Source organism: Pseudomonas sp. B329 (assembly GCF_023127835.1).
Lineage (GTDB): Bacteria > Pseudomonadota > Gammaproteobacteria > Pseudomonadales > Pseudomonadaceae > Aquipseudomonas > Aquipseudomonas synxantha_A.
Map to the genome: position 1 here is coordinate 79,639 of NZ_SPKP01000008.1, position 12,726 is coordinate 92,364.

Annotated in this window: 14 protein-coding genes; 8 read left to right on the forward strand and 6 right to left on the reverse strand. The window is 60.2% G+C overall.

Going from position 1 to position 12,726, the window contains the following annotated elements:
* The 8 genes from ribBA (at nucleotide 1) to E4P00_RS05715 (ending at nucleotide 5,863) form a co-directional block, all read left to right on the forward strand.
* The gene (ribBA, locus tag E4P00_RS05680) at nucleotides 1-1,092 is read left to right on the forward strand and encodes a bifunctional 3,4-dihydroxy-2-butanone-4-phosphate synthase/GTP cyclohydrolase II (RefSeq protein WP_003194579.1); all 1,092 of its coding nucleotides are present in this window, start codon (nucleotides 1-3) and stop codon (nucleotides 1,090-1,092) included.
* Between the two features lie 88 nt (nucleotides 1,093-1,180).
* Nucleotides 1,181-1,657, forward strand: coding sequence for a 6,7-dimethyl-8-ribityllumazine synthase (gene ribE, locus E4P00_RS05685; protein WP_078822443.1), 477 nt, complete (start codon nucleotides 1,181-1,183; stop codon nucleotides 1,655-1,657).
* The gene (gene nusB, locus E4P00_RS05690; RefSeq protein WP_032879249.1) at nucleotides 1,654-2,154 is read left to right on the forward strand and encodes a transcription antitermination factor NusB; all 501 of its coding nucleotides are present in this window, start codon (nucleotides 1,654-1,656) and stop codon (nucleotides 2,152-2,154) included. Before ribE ends, nusB begins: the two co-directional genes overlap by 4 nt.
* 18 nt (nucleotides 2,155-2,172) lie before the next feature.
* Nucleotides 2,173-3,138 (forward strand): thiamine-phosphate kinase, encoded by a 966-nt coding sequence (gene thiL / locus E4P00_RS05695; RefSeq protein ID WP_078822442.1) that lies wholly within the window; start codon nucleotides 2,173-2,175, stop codon nucleotides 3,136-3,138.
* A 54-nt stretch (nucleotides 3,139-3,192) separates the two neighbouring features.
* Complete coding sequence (locus E4P00_RS05700) at nucleotides 3,193-3,927, forward strand: transporter substrate-binding domain-containing protein (RefSeq protein ID WP_078822441.1); 735 nt, start codon at nucleotides 3,193-3,195, stop codon at nucleotides 3,925-3,927.
* Nucleotides 3,928-4,047: 120 nt separating this feature from the next.
* Nucleotides 4,048-4,665 carry a GTP cyclohydrolase II gene (gene ribA / locus E4P00_RS05705; protein ID WP_005791841.1) on the forward strand — a complete coding sequence of 206 codons (618 nt, stop codon included), beginning with the start codon at nucleotides 4,048-4,050 and terminating at the stop codon, nucleotides 4,663-4,665.
* Nucleotides 4,662-5,081 (forward strand): nuclear FMR1 interacting 1 family protein, encoded by a 420-nt coding sequence (locus tag E4P00_RS05710; RefSeq protein ID WP_032879254.1) that lies wholly within the window; start codon nucleotides 4,662-4,664, stop codon nucleotides 5,079-5,081. The genes ribA and E4P00_RS05710 overlap by 4 nt, the downstream gene beginning before the upstream one ends.
* Nucleotides 5,078-5,863 carry a cobalamin-binding protein gene (locus tag E4P00_RS05715; RefSeq protein WP_078822438.1) on the forward strand — a complete coding sequence of 262 codons (786 nt, stop codon included), beginning with the start codon at nucleotides 5,078-5,080 and terminating at the stop codon, nucleotides 5,861-5,863. The genes E4P00_RS05710 and E4P00_RS05715 overlap by 4 nt, the downstream gene beginning before the upstream one ends.
* A 90-nt stretch (nucleotides 5,864-5,953) precedes the next feature.
* On the opposite strand, the gene E4P00_RS05720 is transcribed toward E4P00_RS05715, so the two are convergent.
* From E4P00_RS05720 to E4P00_RS05745, 6 genes are all read right to left on the reverse strand, one after another.
* Nucleotides 5,954-7,828, reverse strand: a complete 1,875-nt coding sequence (locus E4P00_RS05720) for a TonB-dependent receptor (RefSeq protein ID WP_078822437.1) — start codon at nucleotides 7,826-7,828, stop codon at nucleotides 5,954-5,956.
* 132 nt (nucleotides 7,829-7,960) lie between these two features.
* Nucleotides 7,961-9,859 (reverse strand): 1-deoxy-D-xylulose-5-phosphate synthase, encoded by a 1,899-nt coding sequence (gene dxs / locus E4P00_RS05725; RefSeq protein ID WP_248130888.1) that lies wholly within the window; start codon nucleotides 9,857-9,859, stop codon nucleotides 7,961-7,963.
* Between the two features lie 110 nt (nucleotides 9,860-9,969).
* Nucleotides 9,970-10,857 carry a (2E,6E)-farnesyl diphosphate synthase gene (gene ispA, locus E4P00_RS05730; protein ID WP_078822435.1) on the reverse strand — a complete coding sequence of 296 codons (888 nt, stop codon included), beginning with the start codon at nucleotides 10,855-10,857 and terminating at the stop codon, nucleotides 9,970-9,972.
* Nucleotides 10,854-11,096 carry an exodeoxyribonuclease VII small subunit gene (locus E4P00_RS05735; protein ID WP_005791829.1) on the reverse strand — a complete coding sequence of 81 codons (243 nt, stop codon included), beginning with the start codon at nucleotides 11,094-11,096 and terminating at the stop codon, nucleotides 10,854-10,856. Before E4P00_RS05735 ends, ispA begins: the two co-directional genes overlap by 4 nt.
* 705 nt (nucleotides 11,097-11,801) lie before the next feature.
* Nucleotides 11,802-12,134 carry a hypothetical protein gene (locus tag E4P00_RS05740; RefSeq protein WP_078822433.1) on the reverse strand — a complete coding sequence of 111 codons (333 nt, stop codon included), beginning with the start codon at nucleotides 12,132-12,134 and terminating at the stop codon, nucleotides 11,802-11,804.
* The coding region (locus tag E4P00_RS05745; RefSeq protein ID WP_248130890.1) for an RHS repeat-associated core domain-containing protein at nucleotides 12,131-12,726 on the reverse strand (596 nt) is incomplete at its 5' end. The genes E4P00_RS05740 and E4P00_RS05745, both read right to left, overlap by 4 nt.

The following is a 12,726-nucleotide window of genomic DNA, read 5'->3' on the forward strand; positions in this document are numbered from 1 at the left end:
GTGGCGCTCAATAGCATCGAAGAACTGGTTGAAGACATCCGCCAAGGCAAGATGGTCATCCTTATGGATGACGAAGATCGCGAGAACGAAGGCGACATCATCATGGCCGCCGAGGCGTGCAAGCCTGAGCACATCAACTTCATGGCCAAGCACGCCCGTGGTTTGATTTGCATGCCCATGAGCCGCGAACGCTGCGAGTTGCTCAAGCTGCCGTTGATGGCGCCGCGCAATGGGTCGGGTTTCGGCACCAAGTTCACGGTATCGATTGAAGCCACCACTGGCGTCACCACCGGTATCTCCGCCGCTGACCGCGCCCGTACCGTGCAAGCCGCCGCCGCCAAAGATGCCAAGGCCGAAGACATCGTCAGCCCCGGTCACATTTTCCCGCTGATGGCTCAACCGGGTGGCACCCTGGCTCGCGCCGGTCACACCGAAGCCGCCTGCGACCTGGCGCGCATGGCCGGTTTCGAGCCGAGCGGGGTGATCTGCGAAGTGATGAACGACGACGGCACCATGGCCCGTCGCACTGAACTGGAAGCCTTTGCCGCCGAACACAACCTCAAGATCGGCACCATTGCCGACCTGATCCACTACCGCATGATCCACGAACGTACCGTTCAGCGGATTGCCGAGCAGCCGCTGGACAGCGAACTGGGCCAATTCAATTTGGTGACCTACCGTGATTCAGTGGAAGGCGACGTGCATATGGCCCTGACCCTGGGCAACATTTGCGCCGAAGAGCCGACCCTGGTGCGGGTGCACAACATGGACCCTCTGCGCGACCTGTTGATGGTCAAGCAACCCGGCCGCTGGAGCCTGCGCGCCGCCATGGCCGCGGTTTCCGAGGCTGGCAGCGGTGTGGTGCTGTTGCTCGGTCACCCGTTGGACGGCGACGTATTGCTGGCACATATCCGCGAAACCGCCGACGCCGTGCCGGTGAAAAAACCGACCACCTACAGCATCGTCGGTGCCGGTTCGCAGATCCTGCGCGACCTGGGCGTGCGCAAAATGCGCCTGATGAGCGCACCGATGAAATTTAATGCGATATCCGGATTCGACCTGGAAGTTGTAGAATACGTGCCCTCCGAATAAAGGCCGGCGATTTCTGCCCCTTGTTCGCGGTTAAATCATCACTGAGGGACGCACTTTTCGCGTCCCGGCTCTTTAAGAGATTTGTCGAATGACCCTGAAGACCATCGAAGGTACCTTCATCGCCCCCAAAGGCCGCTATGCCCTGGTGGTTGGCCGCTTCAACAGCTTCGTGGTTGAAAGCCTGGTAAGCGGTGCGGTTGACGCCCTGGTTCGCCACGGTGTGAGCGAGAGCGATATCACCCTTATCCGCGCCCCTGGCGCCTTCGAAATTCCACTGGTTGCGCAAAAAGTTGCTCAGCAGGGTGAATACGCGGCGATCATCGCCCTGGGCGCGGTCATTCGTGGCGGCACCCCGCACTTCGAATACGTAGCCGGCGAATGCACCAAGGGCCTGTCCCAGGTGTCCATGGAGTTCGGCGTGCCAGTCGCTTTCGGCGTACTGACCGTTGATTCCATCGAGCAAGCCATCGAGCGTTCCGGCACCAAAGCCGGTAACAAGGGCGCTGAAGCTGCCTTGTCCGCGCTGGAAATGGTCAGCCTGCTGTCGCAGTTGGAGGCCAAGTGATTTCCGACGAAAGCGATCGTTTCAACCCGCGTGACGAGCGTCCAGCCGATGCCGGCAAGCCTTCGAAAAGCGAAAAGCGCCGTGCGGCCCGTCAGCTCGCCACCCAGGCGCTGTACCAGCGTCATATGGCTGGCACTTCGCTGAACGAGATCGAAGCGCAATTTCGCGTCGATAACGACTTCACCTTTGCTGACCAGAGCTACTTCCACGACATCCTGCACGGTGTTCCGGCCAACATGACCGAGATCGATGCTGCGCTGACGCCATGCCTGGACCTGACCCTCGAAGAGCTGGACCCGGTTGAGCTGGCGGTACTGCGCCTGTCCACCTGGGAGCTGCTCAAGCGTGTTGACGTACCGTACCGCGTGGTGATCAACGAAGGCATCGAACTGGCGAAAGTCTACGGTTCGACCGACGGTCACAAGTTCGTCAACGGCGTGCTCGACAAGCTGGCCCCGCGCCTGCGTGAAGCCGAAGTAAAGGAACACAAGCGCTAATCTGCGCTTGAGTCCCGCATGGGCGAGTTCGAGCTGATCCGCAAGTACTTCGCCGCCGCGCCTTGTGCGCAAGGCGGCGATGGCATTGCCCTGGGGATCGGCGACGACTGTGCCTTGCTGGCGCTGCCCGCCGGAGAGCAACTGGCGGTCTCTACCGATACGCTGGTGGCCGGCGTGCATTTTGCCGACCCCTGTGACCCGTACCTGCTCGGCCAGCGCTCGCTGGCCGTGGCGGTGAGCGACCTGGCCGCCATGGGCGCCGACCCCCTCGCGTTTACCCTTGCCCTGACCACGCCGACCGTGGATGCCGATTGGCTGCAACGCTATGCCCAAGGCCTGAACGCCATGGCGCAACGTTGCGGCGTGGGCTTGGTGGGCGGCGATACCACCCGAGGGCCACTGAGCCTGACCCTGACCGTATTTGGCCGCGTACCGGCCGGGCAGGCGTTGACGCGCAGTGGTGCGCAGCCGGGTGACCTGCTGTGTGTGGGCGGCGAACTGGGCGATGCCGCTGGTGCTTTGCCATTGGTCTTGGGCCAACGCACGGCGGATGCGGCAGTTGCCGAGCCGCTGCTGGCACATTACTGGTCGCCGCAACCGCAGTTGGCCCTGGGGCTGACGTTGCGGGGCAAGGCGAGCGCGGCCATGGATATCTCCGACGGGCTGCTGGCCGATTGTGGGCATATCGCCAAGGCTTCGGCGGTCAGCCTGGTGATCGAACGTCACAGGTTGCCGTTATCTACCGCCTTACTGACATTTGTCGGCGAGGATCAGGCCCGCGTCGCGGCGTTGAGCGGGGGCGATGACTACGTGCTGGCATTTACCTTGCCGATATCCGCGTTGGCACCTTTGCGAGCGGGCGGCTGGCCGATTCACGTGATCGGTCGGGTCGAAGCGGGGCAGGGCGTGACCCTGCTCGATGCCCATGGTCAGGACATTACACCGGCCGTGCGCGGCTATCAGCATTTTCGCGAGACGCCGTAGCCAGCGTCCTGCGCTACCCTTTATCTGATGATTACCACGTAGGAAGCCGTCACTATGGTCGTGCGCTGCTGGCTGCTGATCGCTCTGTGTGCCTTTACCTCTGTACTTCAGGCGGATGAGGCGTCGGTGCCCGGCAAGGTCATGCTGGCCGGCGAAGAGTGGAACGACTACACCAATAAAGATGGCAGCGGCCTGGCCTGGGACGTGGTGCGCCAGATCTTCGAGCCAATAGGCATCACCCTGCAGACCCGCAGCGAGCCCTACACCCGCTCGGTCGGCCTGGCCCAGCGTGGCGAGGTGGATGGATGCGTCGGCACCTATCGCAATGAAGTCAGCGGGGTGTTGTACCCCCGCTGGAACTTCGACGCCGACCACGTATACGCCCTTGGGCTCGCCACTGCGCCTACGCCGACACAGGCGACGCTGGGCGACTACCGCCTGGCCTGGGTGCGTGGCTACAAGTACGAGCAATACCTGCCCAATGTGCGCCGCTTCAACCAGATCGAACGGCGCGACGGTATCCTGCCAATGCTGCAATACGGTCGCGCCGATTTCTATATCGATGCCCTCACTGAAGCCAAGTATGTACTCAGCCAGGCGCAAGACCCGGCGCTGTTCAAACTTACGCATATCGCCGAGTTGCCGCTCTACATAGCCTTTGCCGATACCGAGCGCGGCAGGGCGTTGATGGCGGTGTATGACCAGCGTTTGGCCGCCCTGGTCAAGACCGGCGAGCTCAAAGCGACTTTTGCGCGCTGGAAACAGCCGTATCCGTTTCCGGGCCCATAGAACTGACGCGAAGGCCAATCGAACCTATTGATCTTTATCAGCGATAATTCAGCTTAAGCGTCTGTAGGAACCTGCTGTTACAATGGCCGCCTCTGTGAAATCTGAAATCAGGAGCACACGGTGCCCGTCGTTTTCGTCGCCGCTTCCAAGCTGCCTACCCCTTTTGCCACGTTCACCATGAACGGCTTTCTCGAAGAAGCCACCGGGCGCGAGCACGTTGTGCTCAGCCTCGGCGACATCACGGATGGCGCGCCGGTGCTGGGGCGCGTGCATTCCGAGTGCCTGACCGGCGATGCGCTGTTCAGCCAGCGCTGTGACTGCGGCTCGCAACTGGAAGCCGCTTTGCAAGCCATCGCCCGTGAAGGCCGTGGCGTGCTGCTGTACTTGCGTCAGGAAGGCCGTGGCATTGGCTTGTTGAACAAGATCCGCGCCTACGAGCTGCAAGATGGCGGCGCCGACACTGTGGAAGCCAACGAGCGCCTGGGCTTTGCCGCCGACCAGCGCGACTACGCCATCTGCCTGCCGATGCTTGAGCACCTGGGGGTCAAATCCCTGCGCCTGATGACCAACAACCCGCGCAAGGTCAAAGCCTTGACCGAGATGGGCATCACCGTGGCCGAGCGCGTGCCGCTGCACACCGGGCACAATCCGCACAACAAGCTCTACCTGGCGACCAAAGCCAGCAAGCTCGACCATATGATGGGCAACGAGCACCAGGGCGAGGTCGACCGCGCGTGACTCGCGGCCAGGTGAAACGGCGGTTATCCTTCAACTGGTGGCAGTACCTGGCTTTGGCATTGCTGCCCCTGTTTGTGATCAATCTGCTGTTTGGCCGTGCTGAACCCCTGCTGCCCGTGCTGGCCATGCCGTTCTTCATTGCCGGCGTGGCCTCGATGTTTCTCAGCCTGCGTTATTTTCACGGCTATAAACATGCGCTGATCGCTACTTCCAAAGCCCTCGATACCCCTGAAGAACCTGCTGCCTGGATCACCCTGGCGGCGCGTCGGCGCACGGCTTTGCTGGTAGCCGCGCTACCGGCCTGGATCGGTGCGCTGGCGGTGTTCGTGGGGCTGGAAGCGGTGCCACTGTTCCTGCTGGCAATGTCGACCATGGTGCTGTTTTACCTCTACCGCATTCCGCGTCAACTGGGATGAGCCGCTACTGGCTGGCACTGCTGCTCGTATTGAGTGTTCAGGCGATGGCAGCCGAACGAGTGGTCAGCCTGGCGCCGTCGCTGTCTGAAATCGTCGTTGAGCTGGGCGCAGCCGACCTGTTGGTGGGTGTGCTTGATGGTGGTGAGCGGCCAACAGCACTGGCAACGGTTGCGTCGGTCGGGCATTACGGCCAACTGGATATGGAGCGTCTGCTCAGCCTGAAGCCCGACCTGATCCTGCTGTGGCCCGGCAGCGTCGGCCCGGCCCAGCGTGAGCAGCTTCAGCGGTTGAATATCCCGGTGTATATCGCCGAGCCCCATAGCCTTGCGCAACTGACTACTCAGGTCCAGGCCATTGCCGAGCAATTGGGCCGAGCTGAGGCAGGGCGCCAGCTCGCTGCACAACTACGCCAGCGCTTGGCCGAGTTGCGCCAGCGCTATCAGCGGGCCGAGCCGTTGCGGGTGTTTTACCAAGTGTGGAACCAACCGCTGTACACCGTGGGTGGTGGGCAGATCATCAGCGATGCGCTCAGTGTGTGCGGGGCGCGTAATGTGTTTGATGATCTGAAGTTGCCGGCGCCGCAGGTCAATATCGAGTCGGTGCTGGCGCGTGATCCCGAGGTGATCCTGGTGGGTGATCAAGCTCAGAGACAAGGGTGGAAGGCATGGCCGATGATGTCTTCGCGGGTGCGATTAGTGCCGGACAAGGGCCTGGAGCGGCCCAGCGGGCAGATGTTGGAGGCGGTGGGGCGGTTGTGTCAGGTTTTATCGCCTAACCTGTGAAACCGCTATCGCAGGCAAGCCAGCTCCCACAGGGGAATGCATTTCAATTGTGGGAGCTGGCTTGCCTGTGATGACGTCGGTGCAGGTCCCTCAGAACTCAGGCGTCCATGTCAGCCCAACCATCCACACCCGACCTTCTTCACGATAATTCTGAGCCTCGCCGAGGTAGCTGTACTTCGCCCGGGCATAAGACCTGTCCAGCACGTTATCCACCTTCAGCGACAACGACACCTCTCGGTTCAACGCCCAACTGCTGCGTAGCCCCAACAAGGCATACCCGCCCAAACGGTTGCGGTTGGCTTCATCATCGTAGCTGCTGCTGATCGCCTGCCAGCTCGCGCCAACGCCCAGCTTGTCGAACTGCCGATCCAGATCCAGGTTCAATGTACGCCGAGCGCGACGTGCCAGGGTGTGGCCGCTGTCACGGTCACGCGGGTCGATAAGCGACAGGCCCAGGTTGCCCTGCCAGCCAAACACTTCTTGCTTGAGCGCCGCTTCAAAGCCGTTGATCCGCGCCGATGCCACGTTTTGCGGCTTGCCGGCGTCAAGGATGATCGCGTCGCTCAGGTCGGTACGATACAGCGAGGCTTCCACCCGTGTGCTGTCGGTCAGTTGGCTGCGCCATTGCAGCTCGTAGCTCTTTGATGTCTCGGGCTGCAGATTGGGGTTGCTGTACTGCGTGTCGGGGTAATAGAGGTCGTTGAAGGTCGGCGCGCGGAAGCCTTCGCTGTAGCTCAAGAGTAGGTCGTTGTCAGGGTTGACCGGTACGGTCAGGGTGCCGCTCCAGCTATTTTGACCGCCGAACTGCTGGTTCTGGTCGCGACGCAGCCCAAGCTCGGTGGAAAACCACTCGCTGTGGAAGCGGTGCTGCACAAAGGCGGCGCGGTTCCAGCGGCTGTTTTCGGTAAAGGTGGTGGAGCCGTGGAAGCGGTCTTCATACCAGTCGCCACCGACGATCAGGTTGTTCTGCTCATTCAGCGTCAGGTCGTTCTGCCAGTTGACCGAGTCGCGGTAGGTATTGAACACGCTGAAATCATCACTGAGCGTATCGCGCTTGGTGTCACGGTTTTCGCTGTGGCCCAACTCCAGGCGCGACTGCCAGGTCTCATTGAGCTTGGCATCGACATAACCGCTGGCGCTGCTGACGGTGTAATCGGTGTAGGGTTTCTGGCCGACGCTCTGCCCGGTGGCGCCGTTGTAGCGGCCATAACTGTTGTCGTACTCCGACTTGCCACGGTTATCCAGCAGATTGAAACCTACCTCCAGCTCATCGCTGAACGAATGGCGGAGGTTCAGGCTGATGGACTGGTTTCGGTAGGCATCATGGTCGCCGTCACTGGGGAACGACGCGTGGCTCGCGTTGATACCTGCGGTTTCATCCAGGCTTGCGCCCAGGTTGAAGCGCGTATGTTCATCGCCGCCCGACAGGCCCAGGCTGCGCTCCCAGGTCTGGTTACTGCCAAACCCGAGCTTCAAGCGCGGCTGTAAGCCTTGCTCGGCATTGCGCCGGGTAAACACCTGAATCACCCCGCCAATCGCATCACTGCCGTAAATCACCGAACGTGAACCGCGCAGCACTTCCACCCGTTCAATCTGATCGACGTTGAGGTATTGCAAGCCGCTGTCGCCGGAGGTGGTGTTGGCGATGCGTTGGCCGTCCACTAGCACCAGGCTCTGCGCCGACTTGGTGCCGCGAATGAAGATCCCCGGCAGACTGCCACGCCCACCGGTCGGCGCAACTTGCACGCCCGGCACGCGGCTGAGCAGGTCGGTGACGCTGCTGGGTTGCAGGCGGTCGATGTCGGCGCGGGTGAAGACGGTGTTGGCGGCGCTGCTGTCATTACGCGCCTGCACTTGGCGGTTGGCGCTGATGACCACATCGGAGAGCTTCAAGGCCTGGTCGCGGGTGTCGGCGAGCAGGTCAGCGCAGGGCAGAAGCAGCAGGGCAAGGCACAGGCGTTTCATGGGCTGTCCATAGCATTGGAAGGTCATGCAAAACCACTGTGTGGATTGCCTGCGATAGCGGTGTATCTGACACATTGTTAGCGAATGTGCCGCCGTCATCGCAGGCAAGCCAGCTCCCACAGTTGGGGCTGATTACAGGTTCAGTAGCGCCAGGCGCTCGCGAACGGACGCCTCGATACCCGCCTCATCCAGCCCGCATTCAGCCAGCATCTGCGCCGGCTTGGCGTGTTCGACGTATACATCCGGCAAGCCCAGGTGCAGCACCGACTTGAGGATGTTCTCCCGCGCCAGGAACTCGCTGACTGCCGCACCGGCGCCGCCCATGATGGCGTTCTCTTCCACGGTTACCAGCAGCTCATGGCTACCGGCGATCTCGCGCACCAAGGCTTCATCCAGTGGCTTGACGAACCGCATGTCGACCACGGTGGCGTCGATCCTCTCAGCGACTTTCAAGGCTTCGGCCAGTTGTACGCCAAACACCAGGAATGCAGTTTTGCTGCCTTGGCGACGCACGACGCCTTTGCCGATTTCAATCGGCTCCAGGTCTTTCTCGATCACGGCATTCGGGCCATTGCCCCGGGGATACCGCACAGCGGCCGGGCCGTTGTACAGGTGGCCGGTGCTGAGCATCTTGCGCAGTTCGTTTTCGTCGCTGGGCGTCATCACCAGTATGCCGGGGATGCAGCGCAGGTAGGACAGGTCGAAGCTGCCAGCATGGGTCGGGCCGTCTTCGCCCACCAGGCCGGCGCGGTCGATGGCGAACAGCACGTCGAGGTTCTGCACCGCCACATCGTGAACCAACTGGTCATAACCGCGTTGCAGGAAGGTGGAGTAGATCGCCACCACCGGCTTGGCGCCTTCGCAGGCCATGCCGGCGGCGAAGGTGACAGCGTGCTGCTCGGCAATCGCCACGTCGAAGTAACGCAACGGGAAACGCTCGCTGAACGCCACCAGATCGGAGCCTTCCTTCATCGCCGGGGTAACACCCACCAGGCGCGGGTCGGCGGCGGCCATGTCGCACAGCCATTCGCCAAACACACCGGAATACTTCGGCCCGCTGGCCTTTTTCGGCGCAGCGGCGGGGGCATCGAGGGGTTCGAGCTTGGTGATTGCGTGGTAACCAATCGGGTCGACTTCAGCCGGGGCGAAGCCTTTGCCCTTCTTGGTGACGATATGCAGGAACTGCGGGCCCTTGAGGTCGCGCATGTTGCGCAAGGTGGCGATCAGGGTCGGCAGGTCGTGGCCATCGATAGGGCCGATGTAGTTCCAGCCCAGCTCTTCGAACAGGGTGCCGGGCACCAGCATGCCCTTGGCGTATTCTTCGGTGCGACGGGCGATTTCCCACGCTCCAGGCAGACGTGACAGCACTTTCTTGCTGCCTTCGCGCATGCTGGCGTAGGTGCGGCTGGAGAGGATTTTCGCCAGGTAATTGGACAGGCCACCGACATTGCGCGAGATCGACATGTCGTTGTCGTTGAGGATCACCAACATGTTGGCATCCACTTCCGGCGCATGGTTGAGCGCTTCGAAGGCCATGCCGGCAGTCAGCGCGCCATCCCCGATCACGGCAATCGCCTTGCGATCGCTGTTTTGCAGACGGGCGGCAATCGCCATGCCCAACGCTGCACTGATGGACGTGCTGGAGTGGCCGACGCCAAAGGTGTCGTACTCGCTCTCGGAACGGCGCGGGAAGGCGGCCAGGCCGTCCTTCTGACGCAGGCTGCCCATGCGCTCGCGACGGCCGGTGAGGATTTTATGCGGATATGCCTGATGGCCCACGTCCCACACCAGCCGGTCGTCCGGGGTGTCGAACACGTAATGCAGGGCGATGGTCAGCTCGATCACGCCCAGCCCGGCGCCGAAATGCCCACCGGTCTGGCCGACCGTGTAGAGCAATTCCAGGCGCAACTCATCGGCCAGGGTTTCCAGCTCGGCTTCACCCAGTCGACGCAGGCCGTCCGGCGTGGCAGCGCGGTCGAGCAGGGGCGTGGACGGGCGTTTGCGGGGAATCTCTTGAAACGTCGTGGGCATCAGGCGAATCGTTATAGGTATAGAAGAGGCGGCAGTTTACCTCAAGCGGTGCAAACTGCCCACGCAGGGCGCCGAACTTGGCCGATATGCGGCGCAAATGGCCGGGGTTGTCAGTGGCGGCGCTCGACGATATACCGCGCCAGGTCACGCAGCGGCTCGGCCGCCGCGTCGAAAGGTCGCAGGGCATCCAGGGCCTGGTCACGCAGCTCAATGGCGTATGCCTTGGCGGCTTCCAGCCCCAGCAGAGCCGGATACGTCGGCTTGTCCCGTGCAATATCGGCGCCTTGGCGTTTGCCGAGGGTGGCGGTATCGCTTTCCACGTCGAGAATATCGTCCTGCACCTGGAAGGCCAGGCCGATCGCGCGGGAATAAGTCTGCAGGGCCGCCAGTTGCTCGGCGTCGGCGCGGCCGCTGGCCAGGGCGCCCAGGTGCACGGCGGCTTCGATCAACGCGCCGGTCTTGTGGCGATGCATGTATTCAAGGGCTTCTTGATCCAGCTTGAGGCTGACCGAACCCATGTCGATGGCTTGGCCGCCGACCATTCCGGCCGGGCCAGCAGCGTGGGCCAGAGCAGTAACCATGCGCAGGCGGATCTCGGCGTTGACGCTGCTTAGCGCCGGGTCCAGCAACGCGCTGAACGCCAGGCTCTGCAAGCCATCCCCGGCCAGGATCGCGTAAGCCTCATCGAAGGCTTTGTGGGTCGTGGGCTGGCCGCGACGCAGATCGTCGTCATCCATCGCCGGCAGGTCGTCGTGTACCAGGGAGTAAGCGTGGATCAACTCCACCGCACACGCTGCGCCATTGGCCTCGGCCGCCGGCGCGCCCAGGGCTTCGCAGGCCGCATAGGCCAGCAACGGGCGCACCCGCTTGCCGCCATTCATCACGCTGTAGCGCATGGCTTCATAGAGGCGCGTCAATTCCGGGCTTGGCGCAACAAACAAGGGCTCCAGCGTTGCATTCACCCGGGCTTGGCTACTGGCCTGATACGCGCTGATCATTCCGGCTGTTCCGCATCGAAAGGCTCTTGCGCCAACTCCCCGTCGCGCTCCAGCAGCACCTGGACCTTCTGCTCCGCCTGCGCCAACGCGCTCTGACAGTCGCGGGTCAGGCCAATGCCTTGCTCAAATGCCGTCAACGAGTCTTCCAGCGACAACTCGCCGTTCTCCAGACGCTCGACCAGGGTTTGCAGGTCGGCGAGGGATTGTTCGAAATCGAGTGCAACTTTTTTGCGGGCCATGGCGGCAATTCCGGTAGACGGTAAACCGGCGCGACACTAGCAGACATGGGGGATTGGGGCAAATGAGTGGGGCTGTTACTGCTGGGCGGGATTGATCTGATAACGCGTGCTGCGGCCGCCTTCGGGGAGGCGTGTCAGATAGTTTTTTCCAGTAGGTCGGCCAGGTGGCGTGTTGTTGATTCATAAGGGGACGCCTGGGGGCGTGTGAGCCGAATAGAGAGAGTATTCGGCTCATTTTGTGAGCTGATTGTGCTTTGTATTCGGCTCATCGTCGAGGCGCTACTGGGCCACAGAGTGCGTTCTCAGGGGGGCGTTTGATATTCAACGGAAGCTGACGTCGATTCTGTCGACTTTTAGTTTTATGAAGCGCTCGTTACATTCAGGATGGTCGTAGTGAATGTCCTCATCGTTTAATGAGACGAAGCTGTGAAATTGTGTGTCGCGTAGGTTTCCATAAAGTAGGTAAGCATATCCGGGATTTGTCTTTTCAATCAGTGGTGTTCTCGGTTCAACCCTTTCAATCTCGTAATCGTCAGATAGATTCATTGTCAGCTCGACGTCATACGTCTTTCCGACTTCTATCTCATGTGGGGAATAGCTGACGAAGCAATTAATGATGACTCCCTCGATGAGCAGTATTACGTCCTCTTCTATATGGATACTGGTTTCTATAACTCGTGCTTTCTTTAATTTCACGTCTAGTGCCTAGAAGTAGAAAAAAACACCGGTTTTTCTATCGATAGCTAACTGGGTTAAATGGATTATTTTTTCTAATAGTTCGGGGTTTTCAGGCAAGGATTTTTTTTTTAAAATTCTTAGCATTTCAGTGAGCTCTTCGGAAGTGTTAATGTGTTCGTCCTCATAGTCATCGATGATCTTTTTTAAAGAATCATTGATCTCCTCGTATATTCCCGATTTCAAGAGTTGTTGGTGCTCTATGCTTGTGAGGAGCACACGCTCCATCTGGTCGTTTGGGCACGCATTTAGGTCTAGCAAAAACATGGCTTCGCCAGTCAAGGGCGTACAAATCAATTTCATCGAGAATTTCCTTTTTTAAAATGTGTGACTTCATTGTATTCGCTTTGTGTTCTTCCCATCTGTTTGCCAGAAGAGGAGGTTTTGTTGTTGGGGATTGCTCCGGCTAAACTAAGATAACGCCTGGATCCCGGCAAGGACGGGTCGTGAATTCTAAAGTAATTACCATTAAGGTCCTCCACTATTTCAATCCCGCTCTGAGGGTTTTTGTATATTTTCTTTCCTTTATCTGTAGTTATTACTATCGGGTCAGGTCCAGCAAATTTAACGATATTTTCGTTCAGGTCAGCGGTCTGCCAATTGGCCGAGTACCGGGCTGCTCGCTGTGCTCCTCCTGCTTTTGGTAGCTCTGGTTGACCCTCATTAACTCGAACTGCCTGGGCTGATTCACGCGCTTCAATCTCGGGCTTACAGCCATCTTCACCGGGGCATGCATTTAGACCTAGTGGATCCACCCATCCCGTCGGATTGGGTACATACCGGTACCCATTGACCCCACCCGCCAACTTCACCGGATCCGGCGTGAGGTAACGACCAATATCTGGATTGTAGTAGCGATGGCGGTTGTAGTGCAGTCCGCTTTCCTGGTCGAAAT